The sequence below is a fragment of the Bradyrhizobium sp. CSA207 genome (genome assembly GCF_029051685.1).
GTDB lineage: Bacteria > Pseudomonadota > Alphaproteobacteria > Rhizobiales > Xanthobacteraceae > Bradyrhizobium.
In genome coordinates, this window is record NZ_JAACFT010000002.1 from 1 (window position 1) to 17,790 (window position 17,790).

Below are 17,790 nucleotides of genomic sequence, written 5' to 3' on the forward strand. Positions count from 1 at the left end.
GCGCGAGCGGGGTGGGGTGATCTCTCCACTCGGGCACCGCTTGATTGGATGGACTGTCACCCCACCCCGCTTCGCATTTCGCTGCGCTGCATGCGAACCGACCCTCCCCCTCCAGGGGAGGGTAAGGGGAACGCTGCGTTAGCCGTCACCCCACCACCTTGCTGCTCCCCTGCGTGATCAGGCGCGCGGCGCGCTGGTCGCGGGCGTAGATCCAGAGCCAGCTCAAGGCGACGCTGAGGCGGTGGCGCAGGCCGATCAGGAAGTAGATGTGGGCGATGCCCCAGATCCACCATGCGATGGTGCCGCGCAGCTTGAAGCGGCCGAAGTCGATCACCGCGAGCCGTTTGCCGATCTGCGCCAGGCTGCCAGCATGCTTGTAGCGGAACGGGCCTGTCGGCTCCTTGCGCAGGCGCGCCTTGATGGTCTCGGCGACATGACGTCCCTGCTGCTTGGCGGCCGGCGCGATGCCGGGCACCGGCTTGCCCTCCCAGGCATTGATCGAAACGGTATCGCCGATCGCAAAGATCTCGGGATGGCCGGGAATCGTCAGATCGGCCTCGACCTGCACCCGGCCGGCACGGTCGGCCGGCGCGCCCAGCCATTCGGCGGCGGGCGATGCGCGCACGCCGGCCGCCCAGATCTTGGTCTTGGCGTCGAGCCGCGTGCCGCCGAACACCACGCCGTCGCGGTCGATCTCGGTGACGGCCTGGCCGAGCACGACCTCGACGCCGATCTTCTCCAGAGACGCCTGCGCATAGGCCGAGAGGTCGTCGGCGAAGCCTGCGAGCACGCGCGGTCCCGCCTCGATCAGCACCACGCGCGCCTTGGTCGTATCGATGTTGCGGAAATCTTCCGGCAAGGTCTGGTGCGCCATCTCCGCGATGGTGCCCGCGAGCTCGACGCCGGTGGGCCCCGCGCCGACGATGACGAAGGTCAACCGCGCCGCGCGCCGGACCGGATCGGTCTCGCGCTCGGCGCGCTCGAATGCCACCAGGATGTGCCGGCGCAGCGTGGTCGCGTCTTCCAGCGTCTTCAGGCCGGGCGCGAATTGCTCCCATTCGTCATGGCCGAAATAGGCATGGCGCGCGCCGGTGGCGAGCACCAGCGTGTCGTACGGCACCTCGCTGCCGTCATCGAGCAGCACCGCGCGCCTGCCGGCATCGACGCCGCTGACCGTCGCAAACAGCGTTGTCACCTCGCGCCTGTCGCGCATGAGATGGCGTACCGGCCAGGCAATCTCGCTGGTGGCGAGCGATGCGGTCGCGACCTGGTAGAGCAGCGGCTGAAACAGATGATGGTTGCGCCGGTCGATCAGCGTGATCGCGACCGGGGCGCCGGCGAGCCGGTAAGTCGTCTCCAGCCCGCCAAAGCCGGCCCCGACGATAACGACGCGATGGGGTGTCATGGTCATGGAAGCGGCCCTCGGGTCCAGCGATTCATTCTCTTCCCATCATTTAAGTGCGGAAAGTAGCCTGCGGTCCAATAGCCGTGATCAATCGAGGAATAGGCGCCGTGTATCGAGTCCGCGAAAAGCGCCGCAGCCCTCGCCGAAGTGAGTAGAACTATAGTTCTTGCCATTAACGATTGGAGCGAATTATGGTGCAGGGCAGGCGCCGAGGCCATTGGCAGCTCGACGGATTTTGCGCTCTAAAGAGACCACCCGGAGCGGCGATCACCCCGCTTCTGGGGCAAAGAGAACTGAGGAGGGGAGTGGTTATGAGGACAGCATTCTGGCTGGCAGGCGCGGCTGCGCTCGCGCTGGCAAGCCCGGCTTTGGCCGGCGACACCATCAAGATCGGTTTCGTTTCGACCTTCAGCGGGCCGACCGCCGTGATCGGCAACGACATGCGCAACTCGTTCGATCTGGCACTGGATCATCTCGGCCGCAAGATGGACGGCAAGCCGGTCGAGGTGATCTACGAGGATGACGGGCAGAAGCCCGACGTCGGCAAGCAGAAGACCGAGAAGCTGGTGCAGTCCGACAAGGTCGACTTCATCGTCGGCTACATCTGGTCCAACGTGCTGCTGGCTTCGCTGAAGACCGCCGTGGACTCGCAGACCTTCCTGATCTCGGCCAATGCCGGCCCGTCGCAGCTCGCGGGTGAGCTGTGCTCGCCTTACGTGTTCTCGACCTCCTGGCAGAACGACCAGACGCCGCAGGCCATGGGCCTCTACATGAACCAGAAGGGTGTCAAGAGCGTCTTCCTGATCGGGCCGAACTACGCCGCCGGCAAGGACATGCTCGCGGGCCTCAAGAGCACCTTCAAGGGCGAGATCAAGGGCGAGGAATACACGGTCTGGCCGAGCCAGCTCGACTTCTCCGCCGAGCTGTCCAAGGCCCGCGCCTCCGGTGCCGAGTCGATCTTCGTGTTCTATCCGGGTGCAGCCGGCGTGCAGTTCCTCAATCAATATGTGCAGGCCGGCTTGAAGAGCACGATGCCGCTCTACACCGCCTTCACCGTCGACGAGCTGTCGCTGCCGCTCCAGAAGGAGAACGCGCTCGGCGTGCCCGGCGCGCAGGAATGGGTCAACGACCTGCCCAACGAGCAGAACAAGCGCTTCGTCGCCGACTATCGCAAGAAGTACACCGGGCTGCGCCCGACCTATTACGGCGCGCAGGCCTATGATGCCGCCCAGCTCATCAACAGCGCGGTCGTTGCTGTGAAGGGCGATACCAGCAAGAAGGATGCGATGAAGGCCGAAATGGAGAAGGCCAACTTCAAGTCGCTGCGCGGCGCCTTCAAGTTCGGCAACAACCACATCCCGGTGCAGAGCTTCTATCTCCAGGACGTGGTCAAGGATGCCGACGGCCAGCTTGCCCTCAAGACGGTCGCCACCATCGTCGAGAACAACCAGGATCGCTTCCACGACAAGTGCCAGATGAAGTGAGGTGATTGCTTCTCCCTCTCCCCGCTCGCGGGGAGAGGGAGACTCTCCGCGGGGACGGTAGATGTGAGACTCGCAACCACTCACCACGCCGTCATTGCGAGCGCAGCGAAGCAATCCAGAGTCTTTCCGCGGAGGGATTCTGGATTGCTTCGTCGCAAGGGCTCCTCGCAATGACGGCGCGGATGGGATTTTTGCTACGGCGAAGAAGCGCCTACATCCTTGGCATGCTCGCGGGCCGCACCTCGCGGGCCTGCGCTGCGAGCCTGATTCCGGCGTTGGCCGCGCCAAAGCCCTGATAATCCCTGCGCTCGACGATTTCGAAGAAGAACCGCTCGTCGAAAATGTGGGTGTAGACCTGGAAGAATTCGCTGTCGCCGTCGCGGTCGTAGAGGATGTGGTTGGCGCGTAGTTGCGCCATCAATTCGGGCGCAAGGTCGTATTTGGCTTCGATGTCGTCGTAATAATTGTCGGGAATATCCAGGAAATCCGCGCCGCGCTCGCGCATCGCGGCGACCGCCGCGAAGATGTCCCGGCATGTGAACGCGACGTGCTGCACGCCGGAGCCGAAGAACTCCGAGATGAAGCGCGCCGGCAGCGTGCGATTGGCGGAGGAGCCGTTGAGCACGAAGCGCAGGCTCTGGTCGGTATTGATGACGGCCTGGCTCTGCACCAGACCCCTGGGGTCGGCGATCTCCATCTGCGGCAGCCGCGTCAGGTCGAGGATACCGGTGTAGAACAACAGCCAGGACAGCATCTCGTCATAGGGCATCGACTGCGCGATGTGGTCGACGGCGAGCAGGGCGTCCGCGCTGGCGTCGCTCGCGAGCGGCTCGAAATCCGTGTCCCAGTTCTTGCCGACCTGGTCGAGGAAATACAGCAAGCTGCCGCCGACGCCGTGGATCGCTGGGATTTCCAGCTCGCCCGGTCCGACCGGCTGGTAGAACGTGCGTGCCTTCAGCGCCTCCGCGCGCGCCATGGCGCGGGAGGCGTCGTCGACATCGAGCGCGATGGCGCAGATACCGGGGCCGTGCGTGACGTAATGCGAATGCGCGAAGCCGTCGGTCTCGGAATTGATCACGAGTTCGACCTTGCCTTGCGACCAGCGCTCCACCGCCTTGCTGCGGTGCTTGCCGGACTTGCGGAAACCGAGCTGTGAGAACAGGCGGGCGAGTTCGCCGGCCTTGGTCTCGTTCACCGCAAACTCGATGAAGCCGGTGCCGCGGCTCACCGCCCGCGGTGCCAGCGGCTTGGGCGAAAGTTTCGGCCATCTGTTCGCAAGCTGGTCCTCCAGCAGGATCAGCGAGCGCAGGCCGTCGATCGCGGTCTGTGCGGCCGAGCCGGCGCGGAACTGGTCGTTGAAGATCTCCAGCGACAGCGGCCCGGCATAGCCCGTCGCCGCGATCGCCTCCATGAACTCGCCGACCGGCAGATCGCCCTGGCCGGGGAAGGAACGGAAGTGCCGGCTCCACGACAGGATGTCGAGCTCGAGTTTCGGCGCATCCGCAAGCTGCACCAGGAAGATCTTGTCGCCGGGAATCGAGGCCATCGCGCGGGTTGGAAAGCCCGGCGCCAGCGCATGAAAACTGTCGAGGATGACGCCGATCGCCGGATGATCGGCGCGACGCACGATCTCCCAGGCGTCGCGGTAGTCGTTGACATGCCGTCCCCAGGCCAGCGCCTCGTAGCCGACGCGCAGGGACCGCTTGGCCGCGCGCTCGCCGAGCTCGCGAAAATCGTCGGCGGCGCGGTCGATGCCGCCGAGCGAGGCCGGCGACACGTTCGAGCAGATCAGCAAGAGATCGGTGCCGAGCTCCTGCATCAGGTCGAACTTGCGTTCGGCCCGCGCAAAGTTGCGCGCCCGCTGCGGCTCCGGCATGCCCTCGAAATCGCGGAACGGCTGGAACGCGCAGATCTCGAGACCGAGATCCTTGCACAGCTGCGCCACCTCGCGCGGGCCTGCACCGAACGACAGCAGGTCGTTCTCGAAGATTTCGACGGCGTCAAAGCCGGCGGCCGCGATGGCGCGGAGCTTCTCGTCGAGAACCCCGGAGAGCGAGACGGTTGCGATCGAGCGCTTGTTCATGCCGCGCTCTCCTCCATTGCGCCGCCGAGGAACAATTGCCCGATGCGGGGATCGTTCAAAATGCGTTTCGCGCCGTCGATCATCCGGGTCTGGCCGAGCTCGAGCACGATACCAAGATCGGAGATCTCCAGCGCCGATCGTGCGTTCTGTTCGATCATCAGGATGGTGACGCCGCGATCCCGCAGGGATTTGAGGATATCGAACGTCTGCTGCACCATCAGCGGCGACAGGCCGATCGAGGGCTCGTCGATCAGCACGAGCTTTGGTTCGAGCAGCAGCGAGCGGGCGATCTCGAGCTGCTTCTGCTCGCCGCCCGAGAGCGTGGAAGCCTGCTGCGCCGACTTGCGCCGCAGCGCCGGGAACAGATCGAGTGCGGCCTCGATCCGCGTGGGCAGGTCGATATCCTTGCCCGCGGCGACACCGCCGAGCTCGATATTGTGGCGCACCGACAGCTCGGGAAAAATGTTGCGGCCCTGCGGGACGTAGCAGACGCCAGCATTGAGCAGCGCCCGCTGGCTCAAGTTGGTGACGTCGCGGTTCCCAAAGCTGATCTTGCCCTCGCGCAGCTTCAACAGGCCGAAGATCGCCTTGAACACCGTCGACTTGCCGGCGCCGTTCGGGCCGATGATGGTGGTGATGGTGGCCTGCGGCACGGCGAAGGTGGTGCCGTTCAGGATCGTCATCTTGCCGTAGCCGCCGACGAGATTTTGAACCGAGAGGATGGTGTCGCTCATGGCTCGTTTCCTAATGTCCGAGATAGGCTTCGATCACGGCAGGGTTTTTGCGAACCTCGTCCGGCCGTCCCATCGCCAGCACCTTGCCTTCCGCCATCACCATCACGCGCGAGCACAGCGACATCACGAACTCCATGTTGTGCTCGATCACGACGAAGGTGGCGTTCTTCTCGCGGTTGATCGCGACCAGCCGCTCCTTGAGGTCCGACAGCATTGACGGGTTGACGCCGCCGGCGGGCTCGTCAAGCAGCACCAGGCGCGGCCCGCCCATGAAGGCCATGGCGGCGTCGAGCAGCTTCTGCTGGCCGTAGGACAGGCCGCCGGCAGGCTCGGCGGCGAGATGATCGAGCTTGAAGAAGCCGATCATCTGGTTGGCGGCCTGCGTCAGTCCGGCGTCGGAGCGACCGACCAGACGCGAGGCCATGCTGCCCTGGTGCTCCTGTCCCGCAAGGATCAGATTCTCGCGTACCGAGAGCTTTGGAAAGACCTGCAAGAGCTGGAAGGTGCGGCTGACGCCGAGCTTGTTGAGCTCGGCGGGACGCAGGCCGGTGACGACCTTGCCGTCGAGCTTGACCTCGCCGCCGCTTGGCGTGAGCTGGCCGAGGATGCAGTTGAACAGGGTCGACTTGCCGCAACCATTCGGCCCGATCAGGCCGAGGATCTCGCCCTCGCGGACGTCGAAGCTGACATCGGCGACGGCGCTGATGCCGCCAAAATTCTTCTTGATATTGGTGACTTCGAGGACCGCGCTCATTGCACCGTCTCCAGCCGGGATTTTGCGACGGCGCGCAGCGCGGAGGCCGCCTTGGTTCGCCGTGCCGCCATGGCGCGGTCGAGGATTCCGAGGATGCCGGTGGGCGACCAGATCAGCAGCAATATCACCGCGACCGCATAGAGCATCAGATAATAGCCTTCGGTGAAGCGCAGCCATTCCGGCAAGAGCACCGCGATCATCGCGCCGAGGAACGGGCCGAGGAAGAAGCCGGCGCCGCCGACGATCACCATCATCAGCAGGTCGAGCGAGAGCGACAGGTTGAACGGCACGGGATCGATATATTGCGTCAGCGGCGCATAGAGTGCGCCGGCGATGCCGCCGAGCGCCGAGCCGATCGCGAATGCCATCAGCGTGTAGCGACGCGTGTCGATGCCGAGCGACTGCGCGCGCAGCGGATTCTCGCGCAGTGCCATGAAGGCGCGGCCCCAGGGCGAGCGGATCAGCCACCACACCGCCAGCGACACGATCGCGAGCGAGCCGAGGCAGACGTAATAGAACGGCAGCGGCTTGTTGGTCGCGATCCCGAAGAAGTGCGGTCGTGGAATGTTGGAGATGCCGTAGATCCCGCCGGTGAGCCAGCTCTCGTTGCGGAACACCAGGAAGGCCAGCGTCGAGAACGCCAGCGTGACGAAGGCGAGGTAGTGATGCTGCACGCGCAGCGCCGGATAGCCGAGCACCCAGCCGACTGCGAAGCTCAGTATGATCGCGACCACAATCGCGGCCGGCAGCGGCCAGCCATGGGTTGTCATGATCGCCGCCGCATAGGCGCCGATGCCGACGAAGGCGCCCTGCGCCAGCGACACCTGGCCGGCATAGCCGAGCGTCAGATTCAGTCCCATCGCCGCGATGGTCATCACCGCCCATTGGCTCAGGATGAACAGGCCGTAGCGGTTGAAGTTCATGGGAATGACGATGAGGCCGGCGATGACGGCAAGGCCGAGCGCGATCTTCAGGGGTTTGGCAAATCCGCTCATACCGTGCGCTCCTCGGCGCGGCCGAGCAATCCTTGCGGCCGGAACAGGATGACGAGGATCAGGAAGATCAGCGGCACCGCCGCGCGATATTGCGTCGAGACGTAGGACGCTGCGAGATTGTCGAGCACGCCGATCAGCAGGCCGCCGGCGATGGCGCCGCGCACCTGGTTGAAGCCGCCGACGATCGCCGCGATGAAGGCGGCCTGGCCCAGCACCTCGCCGGAGGAGAATTTGGCGAGATAGATCGGCGTGATCAGCAGCGAGGCCAGCGCCACCAGGAAGGCGTTGATCAGGAAGGTCAGCAGGATCATGCGCTCGACCGGCACGCCGATGATGCGCGCCACCGTCGGGTTCTGCGCCGCCGCCTGCATCTGGTGGCCGAGCGAGGTGCGGCTCAAGAGCGCGGTCAGGCCGAAGACCGCGAGGATGGCGAGGGCGAGCACGCCGATGCTTTGCAGCGAGACGATATGGCCGAGAATTGAGATATCGCCGGTCGGCACGATCGACGGGAACGGCGATGCCTCAGCGCTGAAGAACTGCTTCACGGCTTCCTTGATGCCGATCGCCAGCGCCATGGTGGCGATCGCCAGCGGCAGCACGCCGTGGCGCATCATCGGGTCGACCAGCAGCATCTTGAAGGCCAGCCCAAGCAGGATCATCGACAGCAGGATGCCGAGGATGATCGCGAGCCAGAACGGTGCGCCGGCATGCATCGCCGCCAGCATCAAAAACGCCGGCAGCATCACGAACTCGCCTTGCGCGAAATTGATGGTCTGCGAGGTCTGCCACAGCAGCGTGAAGCCGACCGCGACCAGCGCGTAGATCGCGCCAGTCGCAAGTCCCGCAACCAGAAGATCGAACAGATTGGACATTTTCCCCTCTCTTCTCCCTCTCCCCGCTTGCGGGGAGAGGGTTGGGGTGAGGGGGAGTCTCCGCGAGGACGGTGATAGTTGGACTCGCGGAAGCTTCCCCTCACCCGGAATTTGCTACGCAAATTCCGGCCTCTCCCCGTAAGAGAGGCGAAAGAACCTCACTTCACCTTCGGCAGCACCTGCTTCACGACTTGTTTGCCCTCCACCACTTCCACCAGAAAACTCTGGCGGTCGATGTCGCCGGTCTCGCTGAAGGTGACATCCATCAGGATGCCCGGCTCGGCCGCGGCCTTGATCGTCAATCCATGCAGCGTATCGGCGAAGGCCTTGGAATCGACCTTGCCCATCTTCTCGGTGGTGGCCTTCACCATGTAGACGGCGAGGTAGCCCTTCAGGCCGTTGTGGTCCGGCACGTAATTGTACTTTTTCGAGAACTTCTCGCGGAATGCCTTGATCAGGTCGACCGGCGCGTCGGTGGTGAGGCCGACATGACCGCGCGCGCCATTGGCGGCGTCGCCGGCGAGATCGATAACCTTCTGGCCGATCAGCGTGGTCTCGCCCATCAGCGGCGCGGTGACGCCCTGGCGCTTCAGTTCTTTGAGGATGCGCGCGCTCTCTTCTTCGTTGAGATAGACGAACACGGCATCGGGATTGGCCGCCTTGATCTTGCCGACGTCGGCGGCGAAATCCGCCTGGCCGGCTTCGGTCGAGAGGTCGGCGATCACCTTCGAGCCGAGCCGGTCGAGCTCCTTGATGACGACGTCGCGCCCGCCGCGACCGAAATCGTTGTTGACCCAGACCACCGCGACCGTCTTCGCCTTCATCTCATCGTGGATGTATTTGGCGACCTTCGGCATCGAGGATTGCTGGCCGAACGAGGTGCGGAACAGGAACTTGTTGCCGCCTTGCGTCAGCTCGGCGGCTTCGCCGCCCATGATCTGCGCGATGCCGGCTTCCGCTGCGAGCGGCGCGGTGACCTTCACCGAGCCGGAGTAGCCGGGCCCGAGCAGCACGTAGGGCTCGGCGTCGAGCGCCTTCTGCACCTGTGCGCGCGCCACGCCGGGGTTGGATTGAGAATCGGCGTGGCTGACTTCGAGCTTGCGGCCGAGCACGCCGCCCTTGGCGTTGATCTCCTCGATCGCGAGGTCGATGCCGTTCTTCCAGTTGGTGCCGACGGTGGCGCCGCCGCCCGAGAGCTCGGCGACGTCGGCAAGCTTGATCGCCTGTGCGTGGGCGCTGGTAGCCGCGGCGAAGGCAAGCAGGGCGCCTGCCAGTAGTGTGGATTTCATCTCATTCCTCCCTTGGTTTGTTCGGTTTGGTCGACGGCCTTGTGTCCGGCCGCTTAGGTTACGCTGCGTTGGTGGTCGAGCTTCGCTCCGCCATCACGCCATCAAAAGCCTCTCCCATGACGTCCGTTGATGGGGCAAGCCCCGTGAACAGCTCGAAGGCGTCGGCGGCCTGGTAGATCGCAAGCTCTCGCCCGGTCATGATCCGCGCGCCCTTGGCTTGCGCCGCAGCCAGGAGCGGCGTGATCAGCGGCGAATAGACGGCGTCGGCGACCCATAAATTTTCGTGCAGCAGCGTGGCCGGGACCGGCATGCCCCGGTCCGGCAGCATGCCGACCGGCGTGCCGTTGACGAGACCGGTCGCACCATCGAGTGCGTCCTCGACGCTCATAGCCACCCTCGCGCCACCCGGCGCGGCCAGGAGGGAGACGAGCTTCTCGGCGCGCCCCGGCTCGTTGTCGAAAATGCGGATGTCGGTCACCTTCAGGCTCGCCAGCGCAAAGGCGATCGCCTTGCCGACGCCGCCCGCGCCGATCACGGCGACGCTGTTTCCGGCAGGCGCAAGCAGCGGCGCCACCGCGCGGGCAAACCCGGTCGTGTCGGTGTTGTGGCCGGTCAGCCGGCCGTCGCTTGCGACCACGGTGTTGACCGCGCCCATGGCAGCGGCGCCCGGCGCCAGCTCGTCGAGCAGCGGGACCACGGCTTCCTTGTAGGGATAGGTGACGTTGACGCCGGCAAAGCCGAGCCGCCGCACCCCTTCGAGCATCATGGCGAGCCCGGCCGCGTCAGCGCCGGCGACCTCGATCAGCTGATAATGGCCGCGCAGGCCAAGCGCCTCGGCCGCGCGCTCGTGCATCGCAGGCGAGGCGGAATGCGCGATGGGCGCACCGATCAGGCCGGTGAGGAGCTTCTTGCTGGCGGCGGGTCCGCGCTTCGACATGCTGTGCATTCGTCTTGTGAGGAGCGTTTATCCCCGGCCAATAGCGGGGAAATCCGCGCAAGTCCAAGCGGGACGATAGTCTTTCCCTTGCCTAACACAATTACCCATTTATCGGACAAACCTAACATAATGTTATTTTTTCCGCCCGCGCGTCGCGGCCGCCTTGCCGTTGCCGCGGGACGGCTCGACCGCGCGCATCTCGGCGCGCAGGGCCTCGATGAAATACTCGACATGGAGCGACAGCGGCGCGCCGCGCTTGACCGCGATGTAGGTGTCGAACCGCGTCGGCTCGGTGATCTTGAGCAGCTCGATCCCGGGATAGCCGCCATGGGCCACCGTGAACTGGTCGATGACGGCGATGCCCAGCCCCGCCTTCACCAGCGCGCAGACCGTGGTGCCGAAGCGGGCGCGGATGGTGATGTTGTAGTCGAGCCGGTTGCGCGCAAAGATCTCCGCCATGATACGGCCGTAGGGATCCTTGGGATCGATGCCGATCAGCGGATAGCGGGTGATCTCGGCGGCCGAAACCTGCTTGCGGCCGGCAAGCTCATGGCCCGGCGGCACGATGCAATAGAGCTCGCCCGAGGCGAGCGGCATGAAGTCGAGCCCGGAATGCTCGAGCCGGTAGCTCATCGCCACGCACTCACCGCGGCCGAGCAGGAGGTAGTCGATGGCTTCCTCGAGCTTGAGGATGTTGATGTCGATGCCGAGATCGGGATAGCGGCGCCGGACGCGCTCGATCGCGCGCGGCACCATCACCTGCGAGATGCTCGGCACCGAGCCGATGCGCAGCTCGGACAAGCCGCCGCGTCCGATCTTGGAGATGATCTCGGAGAGATCGTCGACCTTCTTGTAGACGCCGTTGATCTGCTCGAAAATGTTCTCGGCCTCGGGCGTCGGGAAGTAGCGTCCGTTCTGGCGCTGGAAGAAGCGGATACCGAGCGAACGCTCGGTGTATTTGACGAGACGGCTGATGCCGGGCGCCGAGACGTTGAGCAGCTTCGCCGCGCCGCCGATGGTGCCCGTCACCATCACGGCCCGGATCACTTCAACCTGGCGCAGCGTCATCATGTCCTGGACATCCCGAAAGGCGATCGCAATCGCGATCATCTCACGGAAGAAGCGAGGTCATCCAGCGGTATGTGTATTGAGGTGAGCTGGAGAGGGGGGATCCCCCTCTCCCCTTGTGGGAGAGGGTGGCTCGTCGCGTAGCGGCGAGACGGGTGAGGGGTATCTCTCCGCGCACCGCTGTCAGTCGCGCTCGCGGAAACAACCCCTCATCCGGCGCTTCGCGCCACCTTCTCCCACAAGGGGAGAAGGGGAAAGCCAGCTTCGTGGTTGAATCGTTTTGGCTAGATCAGCACATCGAATGCAAGGCCGTCGTACCCGCGCGAGCAGCTTGCGCGATGACCGCGAACGCGTAGCTCAGCTCGCCGGTCCTTCCGGCGACACGCTGCCGGGACGTTCCGCGCGCTCGCTTTGCAGCACCACGCGCGCGAACTCGATGATCTTCTGCTTGTTTGCCGTGTCGCGGACGGCGAAAAATACGCGGTTGAGCTCGAGGCCGAGCACGCTGTTGAGGGCGATGTTCTCGTCTTCCATCGTGGCTTTCCCGCTGCAGGCGTCCTAGGTGTAACTTGACGTCACTTCTTCCACAAGTAGATTAAATCTTCGAAGCGTGTGGCGCACCGGGAAACTACGGAAGCGGTGAATTGAGGCAGCCCCCCAAGACGTGCTATAGCGAGCGGCAAGGATCAGGAAACGCACTGATGTCCGCCGTGGATTATGGCCGGGAAGCGCTCGACTTCATCGAAGGGCTGGGAGCCTACCGCACGGTTCCGGACGCCATGGATTCGCTCGCAACGGCATTCAGCCGGTACGGCTTCGAGCACATCATCGTGACGGGCTTGCCGAACCCCGACCAGCGCTTTTCCCAGATGGTGCTCGCCAAGAAGTGGCCGGCGGAATGGTTCAGCCTCTACATCCAAAAGAGCTACGACCGCGTCGATCCCGTGATCCGCAAATGCCGGCAGACGGTGAATCCCTTCGAGTGGTCGGAGGCGCCTTATGATCCCGAATTGGAACCGGGCGCGGTGGAGGTGATGCGGCGCGCTGCCGATTTCCGCATGTCGCGTGGCTTCGTCGTTCCGATCCACGGGTTGACCGGCTACGAGGCCGGCGTCTCGCTCGGTGGCGTCCACCTTGATCTTAATGCCCGCAGCAAGCCAGCGCTGCATCTGATCGCGATGTATGGCTTCGACCATATCCGCCGTTTGCTCGATCCGGCGCCACATCCGTCGATGCGCCTCACCCCGCGCGAGCGCGAGGTGATCTCCTGGGCTTCGCAGGGCAAGTCGGCCTGGGAGATCGGCGAGATCCTGAACATCACCCAGCGCACCGCGGAAGAGCATCTTGCAACCGCGGCGCGCAAGCTCGGCGCCGTCAACCGGACGCATGCGGTCGCGATCGCGATCCGTCACAGAATCATCAATCCCTGAAATAGCCGCCTACTGGGAAATTTCCCAATAGTCGGCTCGGCCTTCTTCCCAGAGGCTTCCCTCATTTCAAGCCATGGGGGACTTCATGATTCATGTGATTTCGGCCGTTAACCGGCACCTTTACGAGGACGTCATCGAGCAACACTTTCGGGTGCGTCACGAGATTTTTGTGGAGGAGCGGAAATGGGAGGGACTGCGGAAGCCCGATAGCCGCGAGATCGACGCCTACGACAATGAGGACGCGATCTATCTGCTGGCCCTCGACGAAAGCCGCCGTGTGCTCGGCGGCTCCCGGCTGTATCCAACCACCAAGCCGACGATGATGAGCGATGTCTTTCCACACCTTGCTGCGGTGCGTGGCTGTCCGGTGGACCCCCTGGTCTGGGAGTGGTCACGTTTCTTCGTCGCGCGCGACCGCCGTGATGGCGCGCTCAACCTGCGACTGATGGCGGCGGCGCAGGAGTTCTGTCTCGACCAGGGCATCGAGCGTCTCTGCCTGGTCATGGAGACGTGGTGGCTGCCGCGATTCCACGACATCGGCTTCGTCGTCACGCCGCTCGGACTACCGGCGCTGGTCGAGGACTCCTGGACCATGGCCGCGACGATTGAGGTCCGCCAGGAATCGCTCGATATCGTGTGCAACCGTATCGGGATGACGCACGCCATCCAGCACGACGGTCCGCGTATCGACTGCATCGCCCGTGCCAACCTCTGCGGCCTTGCCGCGCAACGAAAGATTGCCTGAGATGTCGAACATGATGCGGGACAGCCAGATCATGGCGCAGACCAGGGACGAGAATCTTAGCTACATGTCCGACATGGCGCTCGAACTCGCGGAGATGGCGGAAGACTCCGGAATGGCAACGCTCGCCTATCTGTTCCGGATGGCGGCACTGGAGGCCTCGACGGCAGACGCCGTGCTCGCCGAGCCGGACGATCTTCCCCGGCAGATGACGTCACACTAGGCGCAGTCTTCCTTCACTCAACGGAAGGCCCCGCCCTCTCCCTCGGGAGAGGGCGATCGTTTTTTCTGCAGCGCGGCGCTTCGTCACCTCCGCTCCGGATGGGTGCGGCAGGTTGACCCATCCTCCCCGGCAGCCTTCTTGCAAGGTGCGCACGACCGCGCTCGCCGGGATGCAACAAAGTGCATGTCTGGCGTCAAATCGCTCTTGCCTCGGAACGATACTGCCATTACCCATTTTTCGGCCTTGAAGAGGCAGGGGGAGCTCTTTCACTGATGGCGACCGTGTTCGAACATCGGCGTGACGCTGCGTGCGCCTGAAAGAGTTTTGATGCTGCTCGTCGTCGAACAATTTTTGAACGGATTGCAGTTCGGCCTGCTGCTGTTCCTGCTCGCCGCCGGACTGACGCTGGTGTTCGGGATCATGGATCTCGTCAACCTCGCGCACGGCTCGCTCTACATGATGGGCGCCTATTTCGCCGCGACCTTCGCGGCCTGGACCGGCAGCTTTCTGCTCGGCGCGTTCCTGGCGCTCGGTGCGACGCTGCTGCTTGGCATCGTGCTCGAGGTGGTGGCGCTGAAACATCTCTATGGACGAGACCATCTCGACCATGTGCTCGCGACCTTCGGCCTGATCCTGTTCTTCAACGAGGCCGTGAGGCTGATCTGGGGGCCGGCGGGCCTCGCGCTGCCGCTGCCGGCCTGGCTCACCGTGCCGGTGCCGATCCTGCCGGGCATTCACTATCCCGCCTACCGTCTCGCCATCATCGTCGTGGCGCTGCTCGTTGCGCTGCTGCTCTATCTCGGCGTGATGCGCACCCGCGTCGGCATGCTGATCCGGGCCGGCGCCTCCAACCGCGAGATGATCGGTGCGCTCGGTATCAACATCAAGCTGCTCTACACCCTGGTGTTCGGTCTCGGCGCCGCGCTCGCCGGCCTTGCCGGGCTGATGCAGGCGCCGATTCTCACCGTGCAGATCGGCATGGGCGAGAACATCCTGATCCTCGCCTTCGTCATCATCGTGATCGGCGGCATCGGCTCGATCCGCGGCGCGTTCCTGGCCGCGATCTTCGTCGGCATGATCGACACGCTCGGCCGTGCCTTCCTGCCGAACCTGCTGCGGCAGGTGCTGAGTTCGACCGCCGCCTCCACCGCCGCGCCCGCGCTGTCATCCATGCTGATCTATCTGTTGATGGCAATCGTGCTGGTGGTGCGGCCGGAGGGGCTGTTTCCGGCCAACCGTCGATGAAGGCTTTCACTGTGAGCAAGGCCGTGACGGCCCTGATGCTGGCGGGCCTCGTGCTGCTGCCGCTCTATTCGCAAGCCTCCGGCAACATCTTCATCCTGACGCTGTTCACCCGCGTCGTCATCCTGGCGCTGGCGGCGGCGAGCCTCAACCTGATCATGGGCTATGGCGGCATGATGAGCTTCGGCCATGCCGCCTATCTCGGCATCGGCGGCTACGCCGTCGGCATTCTGGCGCAGGAAGGCGTCGGCTCCGGCTTCATCCAGTTTCCGGTCGCGCTCGCGGCGTCCGCTCTCTACGCGCTCGTGATCGGCGCGCTCTCCTTGCGCACCCGCGGCGTCTATTTCATCATGATCACGCTGGCGTTTGCGCAGATGGCCTATTACGTCGCCTCGGGCCTTGCACGCTACGGCGGCGACGACGGCCTCACGGTCTACAAGCGCAGCGACTTTTCCGGCCTGATCAATCTCGGCAACCGCGTGCAGTTCTACTATCTCTGCCTCGCCTGCTTGTTCGGCGTGATCTTCCTGATCTGGCGCATCGCCAATTCGCGCTTCGGCCTCGTCGTGCAGGGCCTGCGCTCGAACGAGCAGCGCATGCAGGCGATCGGCTTTCCGGCAAAACGCTACCAGCTGGTCTGCTTCGTCATCTCCGGCATGATGTGCGGCCTCGCCGGTGCGCTGCTCGCCAACAACACCGATTTCATCAGCCCGGCCGTGATGTACTGGACCCGTTCCGGCGACCTCATGGTGATGGTCATCCTCGGCGGCATGGGCGCGCTGTTCGGCCCGGTCATGGGCGCGGTGGTCTATCTGCTGCTGGAAGAGTTCTTGTCGCAGCTCACCGAATATTGGGCGCTGATCATGGGCCCGCTGCTGCTGCTGATCGTGCTGTTCGGCCGCGGCGGCATCATGGGCCTGCTCGGGAGGTTCAATCGTGGCTGAACCGCTGCTCCGTGTCGAAAAGCTGGTGCGCCGCTTTGGCGGCATCATTGCGACGGACAACGTCTCGCTCGACGTTGCGGCGGGCGAGCTGCACGCCATCATCGGCCCGAACGGCGCCGGCAAGACCACGCTGATCAGCCAGCTCACCGGGCATCTCGCGCCGAACTCCGGCAGCGTCTCGCTCGGTGGCCGCGACATCACCTACCTGCCCGCCTATCGCCGCTGCGCGCTGGGCCTGGCGCGTTCGTTCCAGATCACCTCATTGCTGTTCGACTTCACCGCTGCCGACAATGTCGCCCTGGCGGCGCAGGCCCATGCCGGCACGTCCTTCCGCTTTTTCGCCAATGCGCGCAAGGAAAAGGGCCTGCGTGATGCCGCGCATGCCGCGCTCGATCGCGTCGGGCTGTTGCATCGCGCCGACGTCGTCGTGTCCCGGCTCAGCCATGGCGAGCGGCGCGAGCTCGAGCTTGCGGTCGCACTCGCCAGCAAGCCAAAATTGCTGCTGCTGGACGAGCCGATGGCCGGGCTTGGTGTCACCGAATCCCAGCGCATGGTGAATCTGCTGCAGGAGCTGCGCAAGGAAGTCTCGATCGTGCTGGTCGAGCACGACATGCCGGCGGTGTTTGCGCTCGCCGACCGCATCACGGTGCTGGTCTATGGCCGCGTCATCGCCTCCGGCGATCCGGCTGCGATCCGCGGCAACGACGATGTCAAGCGCGCCTATCTCGGCGACCAGCATGTGGTGACGCACCATGGCTGATACGGTGCTCGACGTCGATGGCATCGAGACCTGCTACGGGCTGTCCCAGGTGCTGTTCGGCCTGTCGCTGTCGATCAAGCCGGGCGAGATGGTCTCGCTGATGGGCCGCAACGGCATGGGCAAGACCACCACCATTCGCTCCATCATGGGTCTGACGCCGGCGCGCACAGGCAGCATCCGTTTTGCGGGCTCCGAAGTACGGACGCAGCCGTCCTACAGAATCGCAAAACTAGGCGTCGGGCTCGTGCCCGAGGGACGCCAGATCTTCCCGAACCTCACCGTGCGCGAGAATCTGGTCGCGGCGGCCGCCGATCGCTTCGGCAGCGCCAATCCCTGGACGCTCGCCGCGATCTACGTGCTGTTTCCGCGGCTGGCTGAGCGCGCCTCGAACATGGGCAACCAGCTCTCCGGCGGCGAGCAGCAGATGCTCGCGATCGGCCGCGCGCTGATGACCAATCCGAAGCTCCTGATCCTGGACGAAGCGACAGAGGGCCTGGCGCCGCTGATCCGCGAAGAGATCTGGAACTGCCTGTCGATGCTCAAGAGCCGCGGCCAATCGATCCTCGTCGTCGACAAGAACGTCGATCACCTCGCCCGCATCTGCGACCGTCACTACATCATCGAGCGCGGCAAGATGGTGTGGAGCGGCACATCCGACCAACTGTTGGCCGAGCCGGATCTGCAGCACAAATATCTGGGGATCTGAAAGGCGGGACACTGGTATCGCCGCCCCGTCTTTGCGAGCGCAGCGAAGCAATCCAACATCGTTCTGCGGCGGCAGTCTGGATTGCTTCGCTGCGCTCGCAAAGACGGAGGAGAGAGCTATCC

General features: G+C 64.4%; 18 protein-coding genes. 8 read left to right on the forward strand and 10 right to left on the reverse strand.

Annotated elements, in window-relative coordinates:
* Positions 1 to 145: 145 nt before the first annotated feature.
* A complete protein-coding gene (locus GWG65_RS01725; RefSeq protein ID WP_275193567.1) occupies positions 146 to 1,411 on the reverse strand; it encodes an NAD(P)/FAD-dependent oxidoreductase in 1,266 nt (421 codons plus the stop codon).
* A gap of 305 nt (positions 1,412 to 1,716) precedes the next feature.
* Here GWG65_RS01725 and GWG65_RS01730 point away from each other — a divergent pair, with 305 nt between their 5' ends.
* On the forward strand, positions 1,717 to 2,889 hold the full coding sequence (locus tag GWG65_RS01730; RefSeq protein WP_275193568.1) for an ABC transporter substrate-binding protein: 1,173 nt from the start codon (positions 1,717 to 1,719) through the stop codon (positions 2,887 to 2,889).
* A gap of 211 nt (positions 2,890 to 3,100) precedes the next feature.
* Here the strand turns inward: GWG65_RS01730 and GWG65_RS01735 are convergent, their stop codons facing one another.
* The 9 genes from GWG65_RS01735 to GWG65_RS01775 form a co-directional block, all read right to left on the reverse strand.
* The gene (locus tag GWG65_RS01735; RefSeq protein ID WP_275193569.1) at positions 3,101 to 4,972 is read right to left on the reverse strand and encodes a sugar phosphate isomerase/epimerase and 4-hydroxyphenylpyruvate domain-containing protein; all 1,872 of its coding nucleotides are present in this window, start codon (positions 4,970 to 4,972) and stop codon (positions 3,101 to 3,103) included.
* Complete coding sequence (locus GWG65_RS01740) at positions 4,969 to 5,706, reverse strand: ABC transporter ATP-binding protein (RefSeq protein WP_275193570.1); 738 nt, start codon at positions 5,704 to 5,706, stop codon at positions 4,969 to 4,971. The genes GWG65_RS01735 and GWG65_RS01740 overlap by 4 nt, the downstream gene beginning before the upstream one ends.
* Positions 5,707 to 5,716: 10 nt before the next feature.
* Entirely contained in the window at positions 5,717 to 6,460 is a 744-nt protein-coding gene (locus GWG65_RS01745) for an ABC transporter ATP-binding protein (protein ID WP_275193571.1), read from the reverse strand.
* Entirely contained in the window at positions 6,457 to 7,455 is a 999-nt protein-coding gene (locus GWG65_RS01750; protein ID WP_275193572.1) for a branched-chain amino acid ABC transporter permease, read from the reverse strand. The genes GWG65_RS01745 and GWG65_RS01750 overlap by 4 nt, the downstream gene beginning before the upstream one ends.
* Positions 7,452 to 8,327 (reverse strand): branched-chain amino acid ABC transporter permease, encoded by an 876-nt coding sequence (locus GWG65_RS01755; protein WP_275193573.1) that lies wholly within the window; start codon positions 8,325 to 8,327, stop codon positions 7,452 to 7,454. Before GWG65_RS01755 ends, GWG65_RS01750 begins: the two co-directional genes overlap by 4 nt.
* Before the next feature lie 158 nt (positions 8,328 to 8,485).
* The gene (locus GWG65_RS01760; protein WP_275193575.1) at positions 8,486 to 9,616 is read right to left on the reverse strand and encodes an ABC transporter substrate-binding protein; all 1,131 of its coding nucleotides are present in this window, start codon (positions 9,614 to 9,616) and stop codon (positions 8,486 to 8,488) included.
* Between the two features lie 58 nt (positions 9,617 to 9,674).
* Positions 9,675 to 10,553, reverse strand: a complete 879-nt coding sequence (locus tag GWG65_RS01765) for a shikimate dehydrogenase (protein ID WP_275193577.1) — start codon at positions 10,551 to 10,553, stop codon at positions 9,675 to 9,677.
* 132 nt (positions 10,554 to 10,685) lie between these two features.
* Positions 10,686 to 11,624, reverse strand: a complete 939-nt coding sequence (locus GWG65_RS01770) for a LysR family transcriptional regulator (protein ID WP_275193579.1) — start codon at positions 11,622 to 11,624, stop codon at positions 10,686 to 10,688.
* A 354-nt stretch (positions 11,625 to 11,978) separates the two neighbouring features.
* The gene (locus GWG65_RS01775) at positions 11,979 to 12,155 is read right to left on the reverse strand and encodes a hypothetical protein (protein WP_275193581.1); all 177 of its coding nucleotides are present in this window, start codon (positions 12,153 to 12,155) and stop codon (positions 11,979 to 11,981) included.
* A 167-nt stretch (positions 12,156 to 12,322) separates the two neighbouring features.
* Here GWG65_RS01775 and GWG65_RS01780 point away from each other — a divergent pair, with 167 nt between their 5' ends.
* The 7 genes from GWG65_RS01780 to GWG65_RS01810 all read left to right on the forward strand — a co-directional run bounded on the left by GWG65_RS01780 (position 12,323) and on the right by GWG65_RS01810 (position 17,668).
* Entirely contained in the window at positions 12,323 to 13,051 is a 729-nt protein-coding gene (locus GWG65_RS01780; RefSeq protein WP_275193582.1) for a LuxR family transcriptional regulator, read from the forward strand.
* Between the two features lie 85 nt (positions 13,052 to 13,136).
* Positions 13,137 to 13,796: an acyl-homoserine-lactone synthase gene (locus GWG65_RS01785; protein ID WP_275193583.1), complete on the forward strand. Its 660-nt coding sequence runs from the start codon at positions 13,137 to 13,139 to the stop codon at positions 13,794 to 13,796.
* A 1-nt stretch (position 13,797) separates the two neighbouring features.
* Positions 13,798 to 14,016, forward strand: a complete 219-nt coding sequence (locus GWG65_RS01790) for a hypothetical protein (RefSeq protein WP_275193585.1) — start codon at positions 13,798 to 13,800, stop codon at positions 14,014 to 14,016.
* Positions 14,017 to 14,343: 327 nt separating this feature from the next.
* Entirely contained in the window at positions 14,344 to 15,261 is a 918-nt protein-coding gene (locus GWG65_RS01795) for a branched-chain amino acid ABC transporter permease (protein WP_148741800.1), read from the forward strand.
* On the forward strand, positions 15,258 to 16,202 hold the full coding sequence (locus tag GWG65_RS01800) for a branched-chain amino acid ABC transporter permease (RefSeq protein ID WP_275193586.1): 945 nt from the start codon (positions 15,258 to 15,260) through the stop codon (positions 16,200 to 16,202). The genes GWG65_RS01795 and GWG65_RS01800 overlap by 4 nt, the downstream gene beginning before the upstream one ends.
* On the forward strand, positions 16,195 to 16,962 hold the full coding sequence (locus GWG65_RS01805) for an ABC transporter ATP-binding protein (protein ID WP_275193587.1): 768 nt from the start codon (positions 16,195 to 16,197) through the stop codon (positions 16,960 to 16,962). Before GWG65_RS01800 ends, GWG65_RS01805 begins: the two co-directional genes overlap by 8 nt.
* Positions 16,955 to 17,668, forward strand: a complete 714-nt coding sequence (locus tag GWG65_RS01810; protein WP_275193588.1) for an ABC transporter ATP-binding protein — start codon at positions 16,955 to 16,957, stop codon at positions 17,666 to 17,668. Before GWG65_RS01805 ends, GWG65_RS01810 begins: the two co-directional genes overlap by 8 nt.
* Positions 17,669 to 17,790: the final 122 nt, after the last annotated feature.

Excerpts from the sequence above, each read along its gene's own strand:
- GWG65_RS01725 (WP_275193567.1), bottom strand. The coding sequence starts at position 1,411 with ATGACCATGACACCCCATCGCGTCGTTATCGTCGGGGCCGGCTTTGGC.
- GWG65_RS01765 (WP_275193577.1), bottom strand. The coding sequence starts at position 10,553 with ATGTCGAAGCGCGGACCCGCCGCCAGCAAGAAGCTCCTCACCGGCCTG.
- GWG65_RS01775 (WP_275193581.1), bottom strand. The coding sequence starts at position 12,155 with ATGGAAGACGAGAACATCGCCCTCAACAGCGTGCTCGGCCTCGAGCTC.
- GWG65_RS01745 (WP_275193571.1), bottom strand. The coding sequence starts at position 6,460 with ATGAGCGCGGTCCTCGAAGTCACCAATATCAAGAAGAATTTTGGCGGC.
- GWG65_RS01810 (WP_275193588.1), top strand. The coding sequence starts at position 16,955 with ATGGCTGATACGGTGCTCGACGTCGATGGCATCGAGACCTGCTACGGG.
- GWG65_RS01735 (WP_275193569.1), bottom strand. The coding sequence starts at position 4,972 with ATGAACAAGCGCTCGATCGCAACCGTCTCGCTCTCCGGGGTTCTCGAC.
- GWG65_RS01730 (WP_275193568.1), top strand. The coding sequence starts at position 1,717 with ATGAGGACAGCATTCTGGCTGGCAGGCGCGGCTGCGCTCGCGCTGGCA.
- GWG65_RS01790 (WP_275193585.1), top strand. The coding sequence starts at position 13,798 with ATGTCGAACATGATGCGGGACAGCCAGATCATGGCGCAGACCAGGGAC.
- GWG65_RS01750 (WP_275193572.1), bottom strand. The coding sequence starts at position 7,455 with ATGAGCGGATTTGCCAAACCCCTGAAGATCGCGCTCGGCCTTGCCGTC.
- GWG65_RS01740 (WP_275193570.1), bottom strand. The coding sequence starts at position 5,706 with ATGAGCGACACCATCCTCTCGGTTCAAAATCTCGTCGGCGGCTACGGC.
- GWG65_RS01770 (WP_275193579.1), bottom strand. The coding sequence starts at position 11,624 with ATGATGACGCTGCGCCAGGTTGAAGTGATCCGGGCCGTGATGGTGACG.
- GWG65_RS01780 (WP_275193582.1), top strand. The coding sequence starts at position 12,323 with ATGTCCGCCGTGGATTATGGCCGGGAAGCGCTCGACTTCATCGAAGGG.
- GWG65_RS01755 (WP_275193573.1), bottom strand. The coding sequence starts at position 8,327 with ATGTCCAATCTGTTCGATCTTCTGGTTGCGGGACTTGCGACTGGCGCG.
- GWG65_RS01795 (WP_148741800.1), top strand. The coding sequence starts at position 14,344 with ATGCTGCTCGTCGTCGAACAATTTTTGAACGGATTGCAGTTCGGCCTG.
- GWG65_RS01785 (WP_275193583.1), top strand. The coding sequence starts at position 13,137 with ATGATTCATGTGATTTCGGCCGTTAACCGGCACCTTTACGAGGACGTC.
- GWG65_RS01800 (WP_275193586.1), top strand. The coding sequence starts at position 15,258 with ATGAAGGCTTTCACTGTGAGCAAGGCCGTGACGGCCCTGATGCTGGCG.
- GWG65_RS01760 (WP_275193575.1), bottom strand. The coding sequence starts at position 9,616 with ATGAAATCCACACTACTGGCAGGCGCCCTGCTTGCCTTCGCCGCGGCT.